Genomic DNA, 22852 nt, shown 5'->3' with positions numbered 1-22852 from the left:
AGTATTAACAGCGCCTTAGCTGTTAAACGATTAGCCAAGGAGCGGTGAGTCTCGTGTCAAACACCACACTTACTTATTACAACCAAAACGCCAAAGCTTTTAGCGACTCAACACTTAACGTTGATATGTCGGCGCTTTATGCTGAGTTTTTACCGCACGTTGCACAACGCGGGAGTATTTTAGATGCCGGTTGTGGCAGTGCGCGCGATGCCGCATTTTTTAAAGCGCAGGGTTTCACTGTAAGTGCGTTTGATGCAAGCCCAGAGCTGGCAGAGTTGGCAAGCAGTTACTTACAGCAACCTGTGGCGGTTAAAACATTCCAAGAGCTAAATAGTGTAAATCAATACGACGGGATTTGGTGCTGCGCTAGTTTATTGCACGTTCCAAAGGCTGAGTTACCGCAGGTGTTTTTAAACCTACAAAATGCGCTTAAACCGAATGGCGTTTTGTATATATCGTTTAAATATGGCGATACAGAACGTGTGCATAATGGTCGTGAATTTACCGATTTAACCGAGCAATTATTAAGTGATTTAATCAATCAGCACACGCAATTGAGCATAATGAAGCACTGGCAAAGTGTTGATCAGCGCCCAGGGCGCGAAAGCGAAGTATGGTTAAATGCCTTGTTAACGCATAGCAAAGCGAAATTATAAGTGAATAGTTTTAGCGAACATCAACACCTGCAGAATAATAACCGACAGCTTATTACGGGTGATAATGATCCGTTATTACCCAACCTTGTACATGCCATAAACAATGCCACTGAGATTGAAATTACAGTTTCATTTATTCAGCCAAGTGGCTTAGCACTGTTGTTCGACCCCCTAAGCGAAGCTTTACAAAGCGGCGCAACGCTCAAACTACTTACCTCAGACTACCTTGATATTACTCACCCTAATGCGTTGAGAGAACTTATGGCATTAGTAGATCGTGGAGCCGATGTGCGTATTTACCAAACGCACAGTAATCAAAGTTTTCATATGAAGTCGTATATTTTTATAAAAACAAACGACCAAAAAGAGATTACTGATGGCTGTGCCTTTATTGGCTCAAGTAATATTAGTGCCAGCGCATTAACCAAAGGTCATGAGTGGAATTTTAGACACGATTATACACAACCAAAAACAAGCCAAGCAGCAAAGCAGTTTTTAAGTATTCGCACAGCTTTTGAAAATATTTTTAATCACGAATTTGTTACCCATTTAAGCCATGAATGGATAAATAGCTACATTACTAGGCGTAAAACACAGCAGTTTGTATCGGTAAACCACGCTGATACAGCTGAGCAAGTTATTGAAAAGAATGAAGCTAAAACACCAAGGCCAGCTCAAATTGAAGCGCTTAATGCCCTAGCGCAAACCCGTACAGAGGGTTTTAAACGTGGTTTAGTGGTATTAGCAACGGGCATGGGTAAAACATGGTTAAGTGCATTTGATGTAAAACAATTCAAAGCTAAACGCGTTTTATTTGTAGCGCATCGCGAAGAAATACTTTTGCAAGCACAGCGTACTTTTTCTGAATTACTTACTCTATCTACTGGGTTTTATAACGGTAAACAGCGAGACAAAAACGCTGAGTGTTTATTTGCCTCTATTCAAACCATTGGCCGAAGTAATCACTTAAAGCAGTTTGCACCAACAGCATTTGATTACATTATTGTTGACGAATTTCATCATGCAAGTGCGCGCGTATATCGCCAGCTTTTAAACTACTTTGAACCCAAGTTTTTACTGGGTTTAACAGCTACACCAGAGCGTACCGACCAAGCTGATATTTTAGGGTTATGCGACAACAACCTAGTATTTGAGCGTAACTTAACGCAGGGGATAGACCAAAAAACGTTAGTTCCATTTCATTACTACGGTATTTGGGATGAAAACGTAAACTACCAAGCTATTCCGTGGCGTAATGGCCGATTTGATCCAACAGCACTTGAAAACAAATTTGCAACCGAAAAACGGGCAGACCACGCACTTTTACAGTGGCAGCAATACAAACAGCAGCGCACATTAGGTTTTTGTATATCTACTAAACATGCTGATTATATGGCGGCTGCATTTAATAATGCGGGTGTAAAAGCGCTATCTGTACATAACCAGTCAAAAGTACGCCGTAATGATGCACTAAAACAATTAGAACAGCGTCAAGTTGAAGTATTATTTACCGTTGATTTGTTTAACGAGGGGACTGATTTACCAAGCATTGATACCATATTAATGTTGCGCCCAAGCGACTCTAAAATACTCTTTTTACAGCAATTAGGGCGGGGTTTACGCACCCTCGAAGGTAAAACACATTTAGTGGTGCTCGATTTTATTGGTAACCACCACAGCTTTTTAAATAAACCTTATGCGCTACTTCATGAAACCACGCCAACTGGTGTAGTTAAAAAGCTTAAAAAACCAAACCTTGCTGATGGCTGCTTTATAAATATTGATTTAAAAGTTACCGACTTTTGGCAACAACTTGCTAAATCACAACGCACCACAGCGTTAGAAGATATAATGCAACTGGCTGAACAACTTGGGCATTTACCCACATTAAGTGAGTTTTACTACCACTACGGCGATATAAAAAAGATAAACAGCAACTATACTAGTTGGTTTGAGCTAATTGCTAAAACACAAAACATTGATGACGAAGCACAGCAAAGTGCTGAGCAATTAGCGCCGTTTTACGACTTTTTACATAAAGGCATACAAACAACCAGTATGACCAAATGCTTCAAAGCTATTTTGCTTGAAGCTTATGTCGCTTTAAATGGCTTTGCTAAATCCCCAACAGTTGCAGAACTTGCAGCCATGAGCGCAAAGGTACTCGCGCGCCATCCAAATTTAAAGCAACACGATTTACCTATTAAAGAACAGCAAGCAGCTGCAGATTCCCAAACATGGCAAAGCTACTGGCGTAAAAATCCAATTAAAGCCTACACCAATAAAAATAAAGACGGCACTCAATGGTTTACCTTACAAAACGACACCGTAAAAGCCATGTTTGACGTAACCGCAGAAAAACGCGAATTACTAAACAGCGCCGTGTTAGAGCTGGTTGAATACACCTTAGCTAAATACAGCCAGCGACTAAAAGTTAAAACGCCAACCACGAAACAAAATACAGAGCAAAAAGCTGACAATGTAACTCAGTTAGAGTTTAAAGATCTTGCAGATACAGTAAAAGAGCAAGATAACGCATTAAAACTACCGTACTTCCCCAATATTAAAATTGCCTGCGGACATTTTAAAACAGGGGATGAAAGCGATATGGAATTAATGGACGCACCATTTGGCGCGGGCAAGCTTGATCCAAACGTGCATTTTTTAGCACGCGCATCGGGCAACTCTATGAACGGTGGTAAAAACCCAATTTACGATGGCGATTTACTGCTACTTGAGCTTATAACATCCGATAAAGCCGGATCGTTACGTGGCCAAATTGTCGCGATAGAGCGAGATGATATAGGCGGAGATGACCAGTACTTATTGCGCAAAGTTAATAAACTATCGAATGGGCAATACGAGCTAATTGCTCAAAATCCAGATTACGAAGTAATGATTGCAGATGAAAACATGCGAACGTTCGCACGGTTTAAACAAATAGTACCAGAGTAATTTGATCATTTTTAGGTGCGCAGCTTCCAGGCAAAGCTTTAAATTGCAGTTTATTTTTGCGTTGTATAAATTAAAAGTAATCATTTCAAAAAGGAAAATAAAAAATGAAATGTAAAAAAATCCATAGAACTGCTGCCTTAGTGCTTGCAGCTCCGTTAGTACTAAGCGGTTGTGCTGCTACAAATAATATATCTAACACAACTATAGGGTGTGTTGGTGGGGCTGTAGTTGGTGCGTTAGGTACTTTTTTGGTAACAGGCGATCCAAAAAAAGCAGTCATGGGCGCAGGGGTAGGTTTTATTGCTGGATGTGGCGCAGGCTACTATTTAGATAAAAGAGAAGAGGAGTTAGCCAAACTTGCAGAGGAAAGCTCATTAAAACCAGAATTTGAGCGTATCTCTAATAACGAAGCTAATGGGGCTAGCTTTTCAGAAAACGCCACTGAAAACGTGATAGCGTCTCAGCTTTCATTATCCACCGAAAAGCCAATGTTCGACTCAGGAAAAGCCCAAATAACAGATTCTGAACAACTTGCAAACTTACAAAAATTTCTCAAAGGTTATGTAAAATCACTTGATCCAGCTTCAAAACTATATGTTGTTGGGCATACAGACAGTTCAGGGTCTGCAGCGTTTAACCAACGCTTATCAGAAAAGCGCGCAAAATTTATTGCTAATGAACTTGTAAATGCTGGCGTAAATGAGAACCGTCTGTTTTTTGAAGGTGTGGGCGAGTCACAACCTGTAGCGAGTAACTTAACGAATGAAGGAAAAAGCAAAAATCGTCGCTTTGAAATAATAGACGTGCTCATAGATACAACCGGCGAGTCGGCTCAAGCGAATACTGTATCAGATGAGCAGGTTATCCAAGTTGCAAGTGCAAAGAAAACACGTATTGAAAATGTAATAAATGACCTTCCTGTTAAAGTTAAAACTAAAAAATCACTACCTACCCCCACCGTGTCTGTAAGTAATAATCAGCACTCTACAAGCCTTGGGTTACAGGGAGTTAAACTTGAAGAGTTTGATAAGAGTTATGTGATAACAGCTTTGGGTGAAAGAGAAGAAGAGTCGTTTATGACTTTTTTTACAGCTGCAAATGCTGACGATTCCGAATTTATGGGAAGTTGTGCCTATGCGGCACCAGTTGTTCAATCTTCACTTAAACCATATAACGGAAGGCCTATTCAGAAAGCTAAAGTTGCAGACAGTATTAGTAATCTTTTTGGAACTGCATGGTACGGTATGGCTGGTTCTACAGCAATAACACTTGGTCCTATCGGTATAGAAAAGAATAATCTTAACCCTACGCATAAACCATATTTCAGTTTCTATAAACAATATGATGGCAGCGCAACTAAGGCTGATCTTAAATACCCTGTAAGTGTAGAAACATACCGTGGAGACGGAACTGTTTTAGTTCGTATGTTTGCTCAGGATGATAATGCACTAATGCGCTGTAGTGATGTGGTATTTAGTACCAATGGTTCTACTCAGACACAAGCTAGTGCTGTTATTTATCAAGAAAATAATGAATTAATGGCAAAAGCATTCAACATGAATTTAGTAAAAGGATAAAACGATGGACTTATTCAGTGTATTACAAACTTATCGCGATATTCTTATTGTTATCGCTGCTACGCTTTCTATTTTTGCGTACATTGCATACACCAACTGGGATGCTGTTAGTTTGTGGTGGAAAGGATTTAAATATCATAACTTTTTATTTAGTAAATTACGTTCACTGGCTAAAAACCCAGATACTGCCGGACGCTGGTTTCATTCAGAAACAGTTGTCTGTCAAGACTATGGTGAATTGTACTCTCAAATTCATAAAGATGGAGATTATTACGAATCTAGTAAAAAATATTTATCAATTGTAGGTGAATCAGGGAGGAAGCCCTTAGGTACATTATTGATGCTTGGCTTGTTTGCAGTTCTCGTTTTAGAAGCTTGGGGTTTTAGCTACACAATGGCTGGTTTCATTGACTTAAGCGCATCTGAAAATACACGAGTTACAATGACTTGGATTGTGGCAATTGCTTTTGCAGTTATTCTTGCATTTTTGACTCATATGATGGGTCATGAGCTTTATCGTAACGGCATTCTTGGTCGTATACGTAATAACTGGCAAGTTGATGATACAGAAAGTAGACCTAGAACTTTAGATGATATCGATTTTGACTACGAAATTGACAATTTTACTGATGAAAATGGACCAAAATATAAGCAACGGCTTAATCGGTTAGATGTTAATTCTCCAAGGAAGAAACATACATTTACAATAGGTGCTTTAGTCGCAATTATTGCTATAGGTATCATCATTACTTTTGTTCGAGTTAAAACACTCGAAGTTGCACAAACACAAGATGCAATGTGCCAACCTAGTTCAGCAACATCAAATGCAGCTTTAACAAGCTTGGATGACCTATATAGTTCAACACCACCACCTCCGCTTGAGTCTCAGAAAGTTTCAGCAGAAGCTGTAGGAAAAGGTGAAAGTGAGATCTGTCAGGCAACAAAAGAAGGTAGCTGGGCTACATTTGGTATGCTTGCTATTTTATTTATTGTTTTACAAGCATTCGCTACTTGGGTTTCTTTTAAGTTTGGTTTTGTAGGTAAACATTCAAAGTCGGCTTGGAAGAATACACACAAGTTCAACACAAAAAATCAATATGAAGCTGCAATGGATGCAAAGAGCAAGAGAATATCACAACGTGCTCAAAAAACACTTGGAGACTTGCAATCTCGTATGGCCAAAGTGCTTATAGATAGCACTATGAATAGCAGTGTATCAGATTTACTTAAGAAGGCATCTGACCGAACTTTCCTTAGGTATGTAGAGCAAGAGTCAGAACAGTCTTTATCAAGTCGAAATCGACAAACACAAACTATGCTTGAGAGAGAGCGTGAGCACTCAGATATTATTTCTAAGTCTGCTAGCCAAGTTACGGCGGATGAATTTAAAGCTGTGAGCTCTAATTCTCGGATTGAACAACCTACAGATGAAGAGATTGAGAGCCAGATTCTTACCGAAACAAAAGAGCAATCGTTAAGTGATGAAGAACTAGAAAAGCAGATTCTTGCCGAAGCACAGGCTAAGAAACAAGAAACTCCAGAAGAGCAGAGAGCTCGTGTTCTTGAAAAATTAAAAGCAGAAGGTAAATTATGATTAAGCAATTGATGTTGCTAGCAGTAATGACTAGCTCTTTAGCCTTTGCTGAGACGGATAGAGATGACATTATTTCTTGTTATACTTACGCTGATATGACTGAATTAAAACCAGCTACCTCAATTAGAGATGTTGTTGTTTTAGTCGATCAGACAGTGAATTTAGATACAAATCTTAAAAAAAGTGTCCATAAACAAGTGCAGCAACTTTTAGGTCCTGGTGATCGCATTCGAATAGTTTCCTTTTCAGCAAATGCACAAGGTCACTATACCGACATTGCATTTGAAGGAGAATTTGACCAGCCTCTCAAGGAGGAACAGCGCAATGCAATGAACCGTATAAAATTAGGGAAATTTGATAAATGTATGGAGATGCAAAGCAATAAAGCTATTGATCTGGTTCATGAAAAACTGAAAGCTTCATTCCACGATAGCGATCAAAGTTATCCTAAAACTGAGCTTGTGGGATCAATACTGGATGTATCTTCAGCTATTTATATTAAAAATAATACTCAACGTAGAATAATGATTCTTGTATCTGATATGTTGGAAAATTCTGATATTTCTAGTTTTTATGCTTCAGGCAGTATTAGAGCCATTAATGCGGATGATGAATTTGCAAAGTATTCAGCAGTTGTTTCTCCAACTGCGCTAGCTCAAGTAGATGTATTTGTTATAGGTGGCGGCTACGCAAACGGTGGGCGAGCATATTCTTCTCAAGCAGACCTTAATTCACTTAAATTGTTTTGGTTGAAAGTTATTGAGCAGGCGGGTGGCTCGCTAAAGCAATTTGGTACCCCAAAACTTTTAACCGATATTGAGTGATGTTCACACTTAAAATATAGCAGTCATTTTTTGTCTGCTTTATTTATCATCCAACCGCTAACTTCCCAGCCTCATGCCACATTTCACTTGGCATGGGGTTGGTTAACTCCCACGTTATATTCATTGGCTGGCTACCGTTGTGGTGTTGGTATTTAACCTCGCCGTAGTTTACAAATCCCATAGTTCTGCCGTTTTCATCTTTGCCTTGTTCGCGCACAAATAACAGGATGGTTTTGCCTGTTTTTTGGTGCTGAATATAACTAAGGCCACGGCCGTGTTCTGGGCGGGCGCTGTTTTGCGTTTGCCAATGGAACAAAGTAGGGCTGATTGCGTAGTCGTGATACAGCGTTGTGGGCGAGTAGGTTTTTTCGCATTTATTCAGCGTTACAAATAACAGCTCTAGGTTTTGATTTTTTAATTCTAAAACGCCTTCGCGAGCGGTCGATTTTTTATTAAACGAGTGCGCCCTAAATGCTGCGAGTATTTGTTGGCGTGTGTAGCGGCTGTGTAATTTTATTGCGTGATTAGATAGGCATGCTAAATCGCTTTCTTGCTGGTGTATGCGGTTTATTAATAGCGTAATTACTTGAGCAAGTTCGTGCTGTAGCTCTTTGTGTTTAAGTGCTTGTAAGCTTTGTTCAAGCGTTTTAAATCCCAAGCTTTTACCAGTGCCATCCCAAAAATTGTAATGCGCCATAAGCGCGTACTGTTGGTTTTGTGCTGTTGGCATAAAGCTAAAGTTGTTATTACATAAATCACGTAAAAAGCACAAGTAACTGAGCGAGTCGCAGCCGAGTAATTGGGTGTTGATTGCGCGGTAATACGCGGCATAAATATCGGTTTGTTCTACTGGAATTTCATCGCCTTTTAGCCAATGCCAGCCGCCGATCTTTTTGTCTTTTGGTTTGTAAATATCTTCAAGAGTAACTTGCGGGTTTATACGTAAAAAATTGCTTAGCGTAAGCGCGTCATTAGTGTGTTGCGAATAGCTATTTATAAGTTGCTGTAAACGGCGTTTAGAGTTTATAGCTTGCTGAATATTTTTTAATATTGTTTGTTGAGTATGCTTTTGTAGCTCAATACGGCAACCCAGCGGTAAATGCGGGAAGTTGTTTTCAATCTCGGTTTTTATCGGTTGGTTGCTTTTACCAATGAGTGCGCGAAATTTACTGGCAAAGTCGTATTCTGGGCGAGCATTACCTACAAAGTCAAGCACGGTACAGCATTGCTTTTGGCTGTTGTCGGGTAAACGCAAACCACGGCCTAGTTGCTGCAAAAACAGCGTTAGGCTTTCAGTTGGGCGTAAAAACAGTAAAGTATCGACTTCTGGAATATCGACACCTTCGTTGAAAATATCAACCACGCAAAGTATTTGTATTTCGCCTTGGCGCAGTGCTTGTTGTTTGGCTGCACGCTCATTGGTGTTTTTGCTGGTGAGTACATCGGCGTTTATATCTGCTAAGTTAAACTTTTTAGCCATAAATTCAGCGTGTTTTTGGCTTACGCAAAACGCGAGTGCTTTAATGGTTTGAACATTGGTTACGATATCAGCAAGGCTCGATATAATTTTGTTAGCGCGGCTGTTCTCCCCTGTATAAAGGTTACTTAGCTCACTTATATCGTAACGGCCACCACGCCATGTCATTTGGCTTAGGTCGGTGTCGTCATCCAATCCAAAGTATTGAAATGGGCATAAATGGCGTTGATTTATTGCCTCTGGTAAGCGAATTTCAGCGGCTATTACCCCGCAAAAATCATCGAGTATATTTGCACCATCTTGTCGCTCTGGTGTAGCGGTTAAGCCAAGTAATATTGCGGGCGTAAAGTGGTTTAATATTGCGCGATAACTAGCAGCGCTTACGTGGTGTACTTCGTCTATTACTATGTAGTCGTAGTAATCATGCGTTAAATTAAGCGATTCAATTTGGCTATTAAGCGTTTGGATGGATGCAAATAATTGGTTATAGCGTTGTGGTTTGTAGTTACCTACCCACAGCTCGCCAAAGTCGTTATTTTTAAGCACGCCACGGTAAGCGCTTTGCGCTTGTTTTAGTATTTCTTCGCGGTGGGCTACAAACAAAAAGTGTGCGTTTGGGTTTTTATCGTAAACAGTTTTAAAGTCGAACGCCGATATTATTGTTTTACCTGTGCCGGTTGCGGCAACTACTAAGTTTTTAAAACGCTTATGTACGCTGCGCTCAGCACTTAGTTTTTCTAAAATAGCGAGCTGATGCGTTTTTGGTGTTATATCAAAATAAAACTGGCTGCTTGATTGCCCAACACCGCGTTGCTCGTTAAGTGAATTAATGAGCTTTTCTTTACACTCAACAGCGCCTGTAAATAGCTCGAAGTCTTTTGATTCCCAGTAGGTTTCAAACGTACTTTTGGTTTTAGCTATTATATGCGGGATTTCTTGTGCGGTAATTTTTAAGTTCCATTCAAGGCCGCTGGTAAGCGCCGAATGCGATAAGTTAGACGAGCCAATATATCCTGTATGAAAACCCGTATTGCGCATAAATAAGTAGGATTTAGCATGTAGGCGTTCTTGCTGATTGTTATAACTTAGCTTTACTTCGGTATTTGGTAGGTTTGCTAAAAACTCAACGGCTTTAGCATCCGTTGCGCCCATGTACGAAGTAGTAATAACTTTGAGTTTATTACCGCTTTTAGTAAACGCTTCAAGCTCATTTTTAAAAATGCGCAGCCCCGTCCATTTTATAAATGAGACAAGCCAGTAAATAGTGTCGGACGATTTAATCTCGCGCTTTAGCTCGGTTTCGAGCGATATACCTGCATTAGCACCGCTAAATAACTCGCTTTGCGTAAGGCCTGTGAGTGGGAATATATCGCTTGAGTAATCTTTGAGGTTGGCCGCAATAGGGTTTTGGGTATTAAATAGCGCGGTAAGTATTCGGCCTTGGCTGTCGATAAGATTTTCGTTAATTAGCTCGTCATCGCGAATATGATCTTTAAGCCAAAGTACAAGGCTGTTAGCTAGGCTAATCTGTTCTTGTAGGCGCTCGTTCGAGTTGGGAATGGCATTTATTGCATGCTCAACAAGCTTACTTAAAAAGCGTGAAAGCCATGTTGCGGCTTCGGCCGTTTCAAGCTGGCGCTCACCCACATAAAATTGATCACGATTTAAGTTTTGCTTAATTACTTGCGTAATTAACTGCTCGTAAATACCAATTTGCTGCATTAAAACCACTCCCTGTTTGCGAGTAGTTAGTTTACTTAAATGCGGTACAGCTACAAGTATTAATCGACTAAGTTACTAGTAATTAAGTACAAACGTGTGAGTTAAGTATTAGCCGAGAGAGTAATCAAATGATGATGCTAAGAAATTATCCCCTTCAACTTCACCTGCAAACACATAATTAATGAGTAATTCATGGATTCGAGGAAAGCGATGCTTGCACATGGATGTGCGTTCATCGCGTTTACGTTCATATTAATTATTTGTTTAAGGGTAAGTGAACTTGAGGGGTGCCGTGTGATTCCAAAGAGAGACCGGCGCTTGTCTTTCTTTGGTTGCCATCGCCAACGCGATATTTGTAAATTATTTTAAAAGCTACGCTTTTCGCGCGAGCAAGCTGAGCGCCTACAGGTGTTTAGGTGAGCTTTGCTTGTTGATTGGGGGAATGAGCTAGTTACTAAAGAGAAAGCGCGATGTAAAATCCTACCTACGGTTTTGTTGAGTGTGGTGGTTTAATTATTGTAGGTGAGGTTTTATACTTTGCAGGTGTTTTATAAAAACCAAGACACAAGGTGAACTCAACCCATAGCTTTAATTTTGCTTTTTGGATTAGTAATGTTGATGTGTTTTTTCACATTTATAGGTACACTATTTTAAAGTTTTAATTCAGGGAATGAATAATGATTAAATGGATTTTACTGGTATTTATTAGCGTATTTACAACTTTTCCTCAAGCTGGTGAGGCTTACACACAAGCTCAATGCGATAGCATTAAAAAGCAGCGCGAAGCTATTCGGTCTCAATTTAGAAGTGGCTACAGTAATAAAGAAGGTGAGCGTTTAACTGCGCGCGATAAAACGCTATTTACCTTACTTGCTAATCACTGCAGTAAGCCTAAAAAGAGTGGTAGTGCTTATCAGGCTACTTCTTCTACCCCAACCCGTACGCCTAATAGCAATTGGTTACTCAATCAAAAAGTATCAAACATGTCTTTGCACAGCGATAGCTATAAAGATGCCGCTAAGCTTGATGCTTGGTCAAAATTTTATAAATTGCCCAAACGTTGCCGTAAGAAAGGGATGAATTCGGCCGACTTTGTATGGTGTAGCGAATATAGGGGTAAGCAAAAAGAGTTGTTTGAAGCACAGTGGCAAGGGCGCCCATAAAGATGTTTAAAACAAAATTGCGCGTGGTGTTTGTATTTTTTGTGCTGCTAATTGCATCGGCGCTCATTGCTAATCATTTTACTGGGCGGGTATTTAATTATCACGATCCTATAGGCGAGGTTAAACGAATTTATAGTAGTTTATCGTCGCAGGTAACTACTGAACCTTTAGCAACTAAACAGCTCAAAAATATAAGCACGGCTACTTTACAAAGTGTATCAGTACCTGCCGATAATCACTTATTGCAAGCTAACAATACGCGCTGCGTGGATGTGTCGTTGGGTAAGGTTAAATATAAACGTAATGGCGATATATTTACGTGGACAGACAGTGACGGTGTGCCGCATTTTAGTGATAAAAAACCGGATTTTGCAGTAGCAACTTACGATACTGGTTTTATTGAACCGTTAGATTACTTTGACCTAACTTTAAATACGCCTAATTTACCTTCGTCATTTAACCAAGAGTTACGTATAAAACTTAATACTGTATTTAAAGTATACGGGCAGATTATTGGCGTGCATGCACTTAAAAAGGTAAAGCTTAATTTAACGGTATTGCCTACGCGTCGTGCTTATGAGGCAGCAATTAAGCAACGCGGTGGTGACTCTACAAACACTGCGGGTATGTATTTTCACGCGAGTAATTCTGCTTTTATTCATTATGATAATGCACACAGTGCAATGCGAACTGCGGTACATGAGGCAGTGCACGCCATTAATAAAGCAGTTTTAGGTTACACCTCTAGATGGTTTAATGAGGGGTTTGCTGAATACTTTGAGCTTACTAAAAATAATATGCAAACAGCTAGGGCGTGTTGACCTTTCGTGATTGATTTTGCAGCTGTATGTTTGGTTTTTAGGCAAGGCAGAGCCTATGTAGTGTGGTTATTCCCCATAAATAGGCGATAACGCAGCATAAATGCCAAACATGCGCTGCCCTTTGGGTTCTTTCTAGGGACGATTAACTCTTTGTTGCTCGGTTTTTACTTAGCCCACTAGGTTACAAACCTCGCGCCGCGATTAAATCGCCCCTAGATTGAACAAATTTCAATCCACAAAGGTCAACACGCCCTAGTGTTGAGTCGAATAGTTCATGGACGAAAAATAACAATATTACTAAAAGTGTATTTTTGATTGATTCGTTAGTGGGTTTGGATGACTCATGGAAAAAAGGTGACATCAGTAAGTTGTATGCAAGCAGTTGGGCTGCAATTTACTTTTTAATGGATACTCAAGCAGGGAGAGTGTTACTTAAGAATATAATGCTTGCTGAGCAAGAATCCCTCTGTAATAAGCTATCTGAAAAGCAATTAAAAACGATGATGTATAAGCAATTTCCTAATCTTAATCGTGAATATTCTCAGCGGTTAAAAAAGCCTTTAAAAGCGCATATATTTTAAATGAGGTAAAAGTTTAAAAGCTACGCTTTTCGCGCGAGCAAGCTGGGCGCCTACAGGTGTTTAGCTTGGCTATTAAGCTCAAAATGTCATTAACTTTCCATAAGTAACCTATATTTTACTTATGGAGTTGGGTTTTATTTTACTGCCTATAAGTAAGTTAAGGTTTACTTATGGGTAGTAAATATACGTTCAAACTTAAAAGTAAGTTATATTTGACTTTTGGATTGGCTACCCTAAAATAAATTGTATAAGTAAACTATAGTTGACCTTTAATGAGTGAATTACCAGCAAAAAAAACACTTGGAAGAGTTGTTAAACGCACTGAAATGCCTGATCTATCAAAGCCGTTTTCGTCGGTGCGACTCGCTAAAGCGATTACTTCAAAGCGAACAGGCATGAAGCTTACGCTGGTTGATGTATCGCAAGCACTTAATATTTCAAAGCCTACGCTGATAAAAATAGAAAAAGGTGATGTGAATGTGCAGTTTTTTAATGTACTCAAAGTGATGGAATACTTGGGGTTGTCGTTTAGCCTTGTCAGTGATGACGAGTCGCACCACAATAACAACGAAGAGGTGAGCGATGAGCAGTGGTATTAAAAAAAACAGCTTGGATGTATTTATTGGGCATACGCAGAAGATAGGTGCGATAGCCCTTGATATAGGCTCTGAAAATGAAATTACATTTACCTATGAGCCTGAGTGGATTAATAAGGGGTTTGCTATTTCACCACACTTACCGCTCAATGGTGATTTTGACTCACGTGATGTGCGTAATTATTTACAAAACTTATTACCCGAGGGCAAAGGTCTTGATGAGATTATAAGTAGTACTACTATCTCTAAAAATAATACGTTTGGTTTGATTAAAGTAATTGGCGAGGAAACGTCAGGCGCTTTGTCGTTTAGAGCAAGTAACAGTGCTTTAAAGCAAACATCTTTTCGTGAAGTAACTAGGGTCTGTTGATCTTTGCGGATTAAAATTTGTCCAAACTAGGAGCTATTTAATCGCGGCGCGAGATTTGCAACCTAGTGGGCTAAGTAAAAACCGAGCAACAAAGAGTAAATAGCTCCTAGGAAGAACCCTTTGGGCAGCGCCTGTTTGGCATTAATGCTACGTTATCGCCCATTTATGGGGAATACCACACTGCATAGGCTCTGCCTTGCCTAAATACCAAACAGGCTGCTGCAAATTTAACCTTGAAAGAACAACAGACCCTAGTGACGAGCTAAGCCAAAAACTTAAACGCTTTGTACAAGTTGGCGAGTCAATTACTCATTGGGATGGCCGAACTCGGCTCTCTGTTGCTGGCGTTCAAGACAAACTAAACCTACTCGAAATCGATAGTAAATTAGGATTTGGTGAAGGGGAGCTATGTTCTAATAAAATTTTTAAATTTGAAACAGGTACCGCTCCTTTCATTGCAGTAAATGAACTTTTTACCATGCTTTTGGCAAAAGAGTCGGGGCTCAATGTTCCCCATGTTGAGTTGCGCACTTATGCAGATGTAAGAGTATTTGTAATAGATCGCTTTGATAGGCGCGTTACACAAGATCAAAACCGTGTATTACGTCGTCATATTATTGATGGTTGCCAAGCCACTAATTTACCTCCTTCTTATAAATATGAGCGTCAGCATGGTGATGATGGGGATGGTATTTATATTCGAGATGGCGTTTCTTTTGCAAAACTATTTAATGTTAAAACAACGAATGTACAAGCGTATGAGGCTCAGCTTATTCGTTGGATGACATTTAATATTTTAGTACGTAATTACGATGCTCATGGCAAAAACATTAGTTTTTTTGTTGGTAAAAATGGTTTAGAGCTTACGCCGTTTTACGACTTGGTAAATATAGAGGCTATTATTGAGCAGGGAAGCATTGACCGTGATATGGGCTATCTACAGCCCAAAATATCAAGGTGTTATGCTATGTCAGTGGGTGAGCATAATTCGCAAAGTGCAGGCAATTTTACTAATGAGATTACAGCTTACATGTTAGCTGATTTTGCTGATGAATTTGCTATTTCACTACCACGGATGCAACTACTTATGAGTCAAACTGTTGACTCTGTATTAGCTGCAATTGATACGGCTAAAGTTTCTGCTGTTAAAAATAACTTGTCTACTGCTGAATTAGCACACATTGATTTGTGCATAAAAATAATTAATAAAACTGCAAATAAGCTGAGTGAGCAAATAATACAACTACCAAATATGGATGCATTTATTTAAATTTTAGAAAATAAATACACGCATTTTGAGTAAGTAATTCATATTTTGGTTGCCAGCATCAACGCGATATTTACAAATTAAAATTAAAAGCGCGAGATAAATTCCGGCTTACAATTTAAAAGCTACGCTTTTCGCGCGAGCAAGCTGGGCGCCTACAGGTGTTGAGCTTGGCCTTATTTAAAAGCCAAAGCGCGATATAAAATCGCACCTACGCTTTTGTTGAGAGTGGTGTTTGCAATGATGTAGGTGAGGTTTTATACCTCGCTTATAAATGGATTGTTTTTACCATTGAAAAATGAATTATTGTTCTGTTTAACGCTTAAAAGTAATGAGGCAATTAACTCTTCTATTCGCCTCATTGCATGAGGCAAATAAATAACATAGACTGAAGCTAATTAACTTTAGGACTAAAGACTATGTGGATATGGCAACAGCAAAACTGGCCAAACTTTACGTGGGATGCTGCGGCGCTTGCTCCTTTACTAAGGGAGCTTTCATATAATCAAGGTTTATTAGTAGGGCGTATGGGCGCGCAAAGTGCTCAACAAAAGCAGCAGGCCCTTGATACTTTACTTGCAAATATTATTCACTCCAGTGCGATTGAGGGCGAAAAGCTCAATGCATTTTCGGTTCGCTCTTCGCTTGCTAAAAAGCTCAATATTAATGAGCAACCTTACCCAACAACAGTGCAAAGCGATAATCTTGCAGAGATTATGCTTGATGCAATAAATAACACAGACTCACCGCTTAATTTAGAGCGATTGCTTAATTGGCATCGCTTATTGTTTGCAGGTGAGCAAAGCTTATTTACTAAAATTGAGGGCGGGCAATTGCGTGCTGACGAGCCAATGCAAGTGGTATCGGGGCGCTTAGATAAACCGGTATTACATTTTACGGCGCCTCCTAAAGAGCGAGTAAATAAAGAGCTGTCGCTATTTTTTAACTGGTTTAACAAAACGCAAAACGATCCTCAAATAGACCCTTTTATTCGGGCAGCTATCGCACATTTATGGTTTGTAACAATACATCCACTTGAGGATGGTAATGGGCGTATTACACGGCTTATAACCGACCTGGCATTAGCGCAAGAACATGCTGAGTCAATTCGGTTTTACGCTATGTCGGTGGCTATTTTAGAAGACAGAAAAAGCTACTACGAAGTGCTTGAAGCCACTCAACGTGGAGAGCTTTGTATTACAAAATGGATTAAGTGGTTTTTACGTACGCTTAATAATGCGATACACCATACGCTTAATAATATTGAGCAAACAATTTTTAAAACCAATTACTGGGCAAGTAAAGATCAAACAAAGTTAGGTGAGCAGCAAGTAAAAGTGCTTAATAAGTTACTTGATGGCCAATTTGAACAGGGTATTAGTGCGAGTCAGTATCAAAAGGTGGCTAAGGTTAGCCGTGCAACCGCAACACGCCATTTATCGGACTTGCAAACGCTTGGGTTTTTAACAAAAACCGCCGCAGGTGGGCGTAGTACACGTTATAAAATTGCCCAATGAGGCAATTACTCATATTATTCGACTCATTACGTGAGGCGAATAGGTGTTTTAAATTGTTACAGGTGAGGTTTTATACCTCGCGGGTGTTTTTATAAAGCCAAAGCGCGATGTAAAATCGCACCTACCATTTAAAAGCTTCGCTTTTCGCGCGAGCAAGCTGGGCGCCTACTGTTGTTTAGGCGGGCTTTGTAGCGTTGATTGGGAGTTATGAGCCGTTACTAAAGAACAAAGCGCGATGTAAAATCGCACCTACGGTTTTGTTGATTGTGGTGTTTGAATTATTGTAGGTGAGGTTTTATACCTCGCATGGTGTTTTTATAAAGCCAAAGCGCGAGATAAACTCACGCCTACAATTTTAAATACTGTGCAACCTCTTATCCCAGCCGCGTTACTTTCACTTTTATTTTACCTGCATTAGCGCCATAAAAGCGGCTTAGGTCGTTTGCAAATGGACAAAACTCGCCTGATTTATCTATTTTAATATCGGCGCCGTTGGCTATTTCAAAAAGGTGGTCGTCGTTTTTATTAATAGCACCAATGAGTGAAAACCATTGTGCGCGAGGAAATCGTCTAAATGGTTCAAGCACAGCCATTGGGATTTCTTTTACGCCAAGTTGTACGTTATCGCGGTTCCAGCCTAATGGCGTGCACTTTATGCCATCGTCAAACCAGTATTGATTTGGGTATGGGGTAAAGCGGTACGTAGCGCCTTGCTCTAGCATGAGGCCGGTTGCGTTGTATTGCTCAGAGGCAAATACCATTACATCTTGGCTTTGGTTAATGCTCAGCACACTCATGTTTTGATTAGCCAGTTCTATATGTTGGCTTAAACCAATAAAACTAAGCGTGGTGTTGTCGTTATAGCTAATTTTGTAATGCAGTTTTTTAAGCGATTCTGGGCGATAACTGGTTAGCTTATTAATTCGTTCGGCTACGCTGAAGTGCACCAAAGGCTCAAGGTTGCTGGCTTCGTCATTAATTAATACATAGCACTGCCTATCTACTAATTTAAAAAACGGGTTAAACCAAAAGTAATTTTGTTGATGACTTAATGCGAGCGGATCGGGCGTTACGGTTACGTCATCTTGTGCTACTAAGTTGCTATCGGGGAGTAGGGTTTCGTAATCTATATCGTGGCTAGTGAGTAACGATATATCAAGTGGTTGTTCTATTAACCACTCAAGTGCATAGCGCAAGCTAATATCGGCTAGGCCATCGCGGTAGTAACCGCCGCCAATGTCTGAATGCGCACCTGCAAACCATAGCTCGGTAATATTGTTTTGATGGTTCATGAGTGTGGGTTCAAAGGCGCGGCGTTTTTCGTCAAGGGCTACGCAGTGCAGCGCGTGAGTAATGTTGTTGGCAATGGTGTGGTTTTCAAAAATAACGTGTTCTGCGCCGCGTGTAGCTTTACTTACTTTAGATAAACCAATAGAGGCGACGGTATCAAACACACATACATACACGTTGTTGCTTATTAAGGGTTCTAAACATTTAGCAAAACGTCTGGCAAGCGCAGCGCCTCGGCTAAAGCCCGTTAGCAGTATGGTATCGCCTATTAGGTAGTGAGCTTTAAAGTCGCTTAACGCTTGATTTAAAATACTGGCTACGTCGTCACCATGAGGTGCAAGGGTTTGGTTTAAAATGCGTTTAAGGCGGCTGCCTTTAGTGCCAATACCTTGATAATAAAAACTGAGTTGGTTAGCAAAAGGAGTAATGGGGGAGTCTTCTAATTTACCGCCAAGCAGCAAATGTAGTTTTAGAATGTTGGTAATATTAGAGTCTTCTTTAAAATGATCTGAGCTAAATTGTTCTGCGTCACGGGGCTCGTTTCCTGTGCCGTCAAAGTTAAAAATTAGCGTTTTACCCGTCATAACCCAATTCCCTTAGTTGTTTTAAATACTCTACACAGACAATGTTAAAAATTAAAGACAGTGATAACGCTCACTGTCTTTAATTTAGTATATATAGATTAGTGCAATTTCATTTTTGGGCGCACTACACGCAGTACTTTTTCGCTTATCCATAATGCAAAGGTTTTTGCGCTGCCATGTATGGCGCGTTGGTGCATACGGTATAAAGATATATACATAAAGCGGGCAATTTTACCTTCAATAAAAAAGGTATTGCTGGTTAGGTTACCCATTAAGTTACCCACGGTGCTGTAGCTCGATAAGTTAACCAACGAGCCATGGTCGCTGTATTTAAAGCCGCGTAGTGGTTGCTGCTTTAATGTTGCTATGAGATTTTTTTCGACGCATAACGCCATTTGATGCGCCGATTGTGCGCGTGGTGGTACTTGCTTGCCGTCGGCTTGGGTAAATGCGCAGCAATCGCCTAATACAAAAATGCTTTCGTCAACGGTGCTTTGTAAAAACTCATTTACTTGAATTTGATTGCTACGAGTAAGCTCAAAAACACCTAAGTCTTTAATAAAATCAGGTGCTTTTACGCCTGCCGCCCACACCATTATATCGGCATCAATATGTTCTTCATCTTTGGTGATAAAGCCTTGCGCAGTGCCTTCTTTCACTTGCGTTTGTTCGCGCACGTTTACGCCAAGCTTTAATAGCTCACGCTTGGCACTTACGGCAATACGCTCAGGTAATGCAGGTAAAATACGCGGGCCAGCTTCAATTAAATGAATGTGTAAACGCTTAGACGACATATTTGTTAAACCATAAAGCTTTAATAGCTCAGACACATGGTAAAGCTCAGCTGAGAGTTCAACACCCGTAGCACCGCCGCCTACAATGGCAATATTAAGTGATTGCTGTTGGTTGTCGTCTTGGTGAAGGCGCGTAAAGCTATCTAGTAATGAGTGTTGAAAGCGCTCTGCTTGTTGGCTTGAATCTAAAAAGTAGCAATGCTCTTTTATACCAGGGGTATTAAAGTCGTTACTTACGCTGCCAATGGCAATAACAAGGTGATCGTAACGAACTGTACGGCCAGGTAAAATAGTGTGGCCTAACTCGTCGTTTAATGGGGAGAGGGTAATTGTTTTATTGCTTTGGTCTATGTTGCAAAAAGTACCAAGTTGAAAACGATAATGATGTTTTGCGGCATGGGCTGAATACACAACGCCATCTAAATCAGGGTCAATAGAGCCTGTCGCTACTTCGTGCAGTAACGGCTTCCATATGTGGGTACGGTTTTTGTCTATTAACAGTATATCTGCTTGTTTTTTTTTCCCTAGCTTATGCCCCAGTTGGGTTGCAAGTTCTAATCCGCCAGCACCACCGCCAATAACGACGATTTTAGGTATTGTAATACTCATAACGTTGCCCTTAAAAATAATATACCCAAGTGATCTGTATTTTTTATTAGTTTTTTAAGGTGACTTGGGTATCAATAAATTATTTTGGCAACAAGTAGTTACTACTCATTTTATGGGTGCCTAGTTTGCGCCTAAATAAAACCGATGTCAGCAATAAATAATGTTATTTGTTGTATACTTATACCCAAACCGTCTCAATATGCAGAATTCAGCGTTTCACAGGGGCTTAATATCAAGGCGTTACTTTGCAAGAATGGCAGCCCCCTTTTAAGAAGTAACAACGATGAGAGTAAGTGCCTGTGAAACGCCCAATGGGTTGGTTTAAAAGCGATTTATACTGCGTTATTGATTTTAACAATAGAACCACTATTATTTGCAATCAATGCCTTGCCTAAATCGCTTTTAACTCCAACTGAAACTCTCATCTTGAGATGGTTTGGGTATACATGCAAATATTTCATCTACACTGCATTTTTATAAGCATGACTATTGTTTAGCCATCAAAAGGACATTTATGACCACGCCACTAATTCAATCACTTGAGCAGCACTTTGGTTTTAGCCAATTTAGAACAGGGCAACAACAAACTATAGAGCAGCTTTTAAATGGTCAATCGTCGTTGGCTATATTTCCGACCGGCTCGGGTAAATCGTTGTGCTATCAATTAACTGCGTTGCATTTACCAAATTTAACCTTAGTGGTTTCGCCTTTGCTTGCATTGATGAAAGATCAAATTAGCTTTTTAAATAGCAAAGGTATTTATGCTGCCAGCCTTGATTCGAGCCAAGATCAAATGCAAAGCAGCACCGTAATGAATGATGTGCGAAACGGTAAAATTAAAGTATTAATGGTGTCGGTTGAGCGCTTTAAAAACGAGCGTTTTAGAGAGTTTATAAGCCAAGTGGCGCTTTCGATGTTAGTGGTAGACGAAGCGCACTGTATATCAGAATGGGGCCATAACTTTAGACCCGACTACCTTAAACTGCCGCGTTACCGCGAAGAGCTTAATATTCCTTTAGTGTTGTTACTTACAGCAACGGCCACTAAAAAAGTAAAACGCGATATGGCAGAGCGCTTTGCTATTGCGCCTGAGTGCATTGTGCAAACGGGCTTTTACCGCGCTAATTTAGATTTAAGTGTGTTGAGCGTTAAAACCGCCGATAAAAACACCGAGCTTACCAACATAGTGCGTGCGCAAAGTGGCCCAGGTATTGTGTATGTAACGCTACAGCAAAGCGCTGAGCAAGTTGCTAATGTGCTAAGTGCTCAAGGTGTGCACGCGGTGGCGTATCATGCGGGGCTTGAAGATACGCTACGCTGGCAAATTCAAGATGACTTTATGGGCGGTAAAATTAACGTCGTAGTGGCAACCATAGCCTTTGGTATGGGCGTTGATAAATCGGATATTCGCTTTGTTATACATTACGATTTACCAAAATCGATAGAAAACTACAGCCAAGAAATTGGCCGAGCAGGACGCGATGGCGATCCATCAAATTGTTACACGCTTGCTAACCTAGACGGCCTAAATACGGTAGAAAACTTTGTATATGGCGACACGCCAGAGCTTAGCGGTATTGAATATGTAATTAACGATATTCGCCAAAGCCACCAGCAATGGGAAATGCAAGAATATAGCCTTTCAAGCGAAAGTAATATTAGGCAACTGGCACTTAAAACCTTACTTGTACAGCTTGAAATACAAGGCGCTATAACGCCGCAATATGCTTACTACGCCGATTTTAAATATAAATTTTTGGTTGATAAAAACGAGCTACTTGGTCATTTTGATGAGCAACGCCAAGCATTTTTAACACAAATATTTAGCCATACCGATTTTAAAAAAATATGGGGCACGCTAAATTTTGACTCCCTTACGCAAGCCGCGCAGGTTGATCGAAAACGCGTAGTGGCAGCCCTTGATTACCTAGCCGAAAAAAACCTAATAACGCTCGAAACCAAACGTATTACCCAAGTATACAAAGTGCATGGAGAGGTTATAAATAACCCTGAACTTGCCCAGCAACTTCACGACTATTTTACCGATAAAGAACAAGCCGAAATTAAACGTATTGCTGCACTGGTACGCTTTTTTGAGCTACAAAGTTGCTTAAGCTATAACTTAGCGCGCTATTTTGACGATCAAAATGCACCTGAGCAATGTGGGCATTGTAGTGTGTGTAGAGGGCATGCGGTTAAGCTTGAGTACTCTATAGAGCCTGCATATATTGACGAGCAACTTATTTATCAAAAGGTAGATGAGTTTTTAGCGCATATGGCAGGCAAGGGTAATCATAATGTGGGGATTGAAACCCAATGCCGCTTTTTAGCGGGGATGAGTGTGCCGTTATTTGCGCGTAATAAAGTGCGCCAACTGAGTGGTTTTGCGCTGTGCGAGCAAATGCGTTACAGCGATATTAAAGCAAAACTACTAGCGCGTTAAATTAGTTACTGT

General features: G+C 40.2%; 15 protein-coding genes and 1 pseudogene. 13 read left to right on the top strand and 3 right to left on the bottom strand.

The features are described 5' to 3' along the window. Positions 1–53: 53 nt before the first annotated feature. The 5 genes from AAEY62_RS15500 to AAEY62_RS15480 all read left to right on the top strand — a co-directional run bounded on the left by AAEY62_RS15500 (position 54) and on the right by AAEY62_RS15480 (position 7606). Positions 54–656, top strand: coding sequence for a class I SAM-dependent methyltransferase (locus AAEY62_RS15500; protein WP_024591149.1), 603 nt, complete (start codon positions 54–56; stop codon positions 654–656). Further along, complete coding sequence (locus tag AAEY62_RS15495) at positions 657–3611, top strand: DEAD/DEAH box helicase family protein (protein WP_024591150.1); 2955 nt, start codon at positions 657–659, stop codon at positions 3609–3611. It begins immediately after the preceding gene. A gap of 104 nt (positions 3612–3715) precedes the next feature. Continuing rightward, complete coding sequence (locus AAEY62_RS15490; protein WP_024591151.1) at positions 3716–5188, top strand: OmpA family protein; 1473 nt, start codon at positions 3716–3718, stop codon at positions 5186–5188. A gap of 4 nt (positions 5189–5192) precedes the next feature. Then, positions 5193–6782: a hypothetical protein gene (locus AAEY62_RS15485; protein WP_024591152.1), complete on the top strand. Its 1590-nt coding sequence runs from the start codon at positions 5193–5195 to the stop codon at positions 6780–6782. Continuing rightward, positions 6779–7606 (top strand): hypothetical protein, encoded by an 828-nt coding sequence (locus AAEY62_RS15480; RefSeq protein ID WP_024591153.1) that lies wholly within the window; start codon positions 6779–6781, stop codon positions 7604–7606. Before AAEY62_RS15485 ends, AAEY62_RS15480 begins: the two co-directional genes overlap by 4 nt. Before the next feature lie 46 nt (positions 7607–7652). Here the strand turns inward: AAEY62_RS15480 and AAEY62_RS15475 are convergent, their stop codons facing one another. Beyond that, on the bottom strand, positions 7653–10805 hold the full coding sequence (locus tag AAEY62_RS15475) for a DUF3427 domain-containing protein (protein WP_024591154.1): 3153 nt from the start codon (positions 10803–10805) through the stop codon (positions 7653–7655). Between the two features lie 677 nt (positions 10806–11482). Between AAEY62_RS15475 and AAEY62_RS15470 the strand changes: the two genes are divergently transcribed. The 7 genes and pseudogenes from AAEY62_RS15470 to AAEY62_RS15440 all read left to right on the top strand — a co-directional run bounded on the left by AAEY62_RS15470 (position 11483) and on the right by AAEY62_RS15440 (position 17120). Next, positions 11483–11968, top strand: coding sequence for a hypothetical protein (locus AAEY62_RS15470; RefSeq protein ID WP_024591155.1), 486 nt, complete (start codon positions 11483–11485; stop codon positions 11966–11968). 2 nt (positions 11969–11970) lie between these two features. Beyond that, positions 11971–12774 (top strand): annotated as a pseudogene (locus AAEY62_RS15465) (hypothetical protein); the annotation flags it as partial. Positions 12775–13100: 326 nt separating this feature from the next. Then, positions 13101–13370 carry a hypothetical protein gene (locus AAEY62_RS15460; RefSeq protein ID WP_029769920.1) on the top strand — a complete coding sequence of 90 codons (270 nt, stop codon included), beginning with the start codon at positions 13101–13103 and terminating at the stop codon, positions 13368–13370. Between the two features lie 272 nt (positions 13371–13642). Further along, positions 13643–13969: a helix-turn-helix domain-containing protein gene (locus tag AAEY62_RS15455; protein ID WP_029750805.1), complete on the top strand. Its 327-nt coding sequence runs from the start codon at positions 13643–13645 to the stop codon at positions 13967–13969. Continuing rightward, positions 13953–14336: a HipA N-terminal domain-containing protein gene (locus AAEY62_RS15450; RefSeq protein ID WP_029769921.1), complete on the top strand. Its 384-nt coding sequence runs from the start codon at positions 13953–13955 to the stop codon at positions 14334–14336. Before AAEY62_RS15455 ends, AAEY62_RS15450 begins: the two co-directional genes overlap by 17 nt. 196 nt (positions 14337–14532) lie before the next feature. Then, positions 14533–15606 carry a HipA domain-containing protein gene (locus tag AAEY62_RS15445; protein WP_231388448.1) on the top strand — a complete coding sequence of 358 codons (1074 nt, stop codon included), beginning with the start codon at positions 14533–14535 and terminating at the stop codon, positions 15604–15606. A 416-nt stretch (positions 15607–16022) separates the two neighbouring features. Continuing rightward, positions 16023–17120, top strand: coding sequence for a Fic family protein (locus AAEY62_RS15440; protein ID WP_024591157.1), 1098 nt, complete (start codon positions 16023–16025; stop codon positions 17118–17120). A gap of 374 nt (positions 17121–17494) precedes the next feature. Here AAEY62_RS15440 and AAEY62_RS15435 read toward each other — a convergent pair whose 3' ends face one another. After that, positions 17495–18994, bottom strand: coding sequence for a phospholipase effector Tle1 domain-containing protein (locus AAEY62_RS15435; protein WP_350635298.1), 1500 nt, complete (start codon positions 18992–18994; stop codon positions 17495–17497). Positions 18995–19092: 98 nt separating this feature from the next. Then, entirely contained in the window at positions 19093–20397 is a 1305-nt protein-coding gene (locus AAEY62_RS15430) for an NAD(P)/FAD-dependent oxidoreductase (protein WP_007583476.1), read from the bottom strand. Positions 20398–20911: 514 nt separating this feature from the next. Here AAEY62_RS15430 and AAEY62_RS15425 point away from each other — a divergent pair. Beyond that, entirely contained in the window at positions 20912–22840 is a 1929-nt protein-coding gene (locus AAEY62_RS15425) for a RecQ family ATP-dependent DNA helicase (RefSeq protein ID WP_024591159.1), read from the top strand. The last annotated feature ends 12 nt before the right edge of the window (positions 22841–22852 follow it).

This window comes from Pseudoalteromonas sp. GW168-MNA-CIBAN-0100 (genome assembly GCF_040309225.1).
GTDB lineage: Bacteria > Pseudomonadota > Gammaproteobacteria > Enterobacterales > Alteromonadaceae > Pseudoalteromonas > Pseudoalteromonas arctica.
This window is presented reverse-complemented; position numbering and strand designations above follow the sequence as displayed.

What these genes read in the sequence shown, in the direction of transcription:
- AAEY62_RS15490 (WP_024591151.1), top strand. Translation starts at nt 3,716, where the DNA reads ATGAAATGTAAAAAAATCCATAGAACTGCTGCCTTAGTGCTTGCAGCT.
- AAEY62_RS15485 (WP_024591152.1), top strand. Translation starts at nt 5,193, where the DNA reads ATGGACTTATTCAGTGTATTACAAACTTATCGCGATATTCTTATTGTT.
- AAEY62_RS15480 (WP_024591153.1), top strand. Translation starts at nt 6,779, where the DNA reads ATGATTAAGCAATTGATGTTGCTAGCAGTAATGACTAGCTCTTTAGCC.
- AAEY62_RS15475 (WP_024591154.1), bottom strand. Translation starts at nt 10,805, where the DNA reads ATGCAGCAAATTGGTATTTACGAGCAGTTAATTACGCAAGTAATTAAG.
- AAEY62_RS15470 (WP_024591155.1), top strand. Translation starts at nt 11,483, where the DNA reads ATGATTAAATGGATTTTACTGGTATTTATTAGCGTATTTACAACTTTT.
- AAEY62_RS15455 (WP_029750805.1), top strand. Translation starts at nt 13,643, where the DNA reads ATGAGTGAATTACCAGCAAAAAAAACACTTGGAAGAGTTGTTAAACGC.
- AAEY62_RS15450 (WP_029769921.1), top strand. Translation starts at nt 13,953, where the DNA reads ATGAGCAGTGGTATTAAAAAAAACAGCTTGGATGTATTTATTGGGCAT.
- AAEY62_RS15440 (WP_024591157.1), top strand. Translation starts at nt 16,023, where the DNA reads ATGTGGATATGGCAACAGCAAAACTGGCCAAACTTTACGTGGGATGCT.
- AAEY62_RS15435 (WP_350635298.1), bottom strand. Translation starts at nt 18,994, where the DNA reads ATGACGGGTAAAACGCTAATTTTTAACTTTGACGGCACAGGAAACGAG.
- AAEY62_RS15430 (WP_007583476.1), bottom strand. Translation starts at nt 20,397, where the DNA reads ATGAGTATTACAATACCTAAAATCGTCGTTATTGGCGGTGGTGCTGGC.
- AAEY62_RS15425 (WP_024591159.1), top strand. Translation starts at nt 20,912, where the DNA reads ATGACCACGCCACTAATTCAATCACTTGAGCAGCACTTTGGTTTTAGC.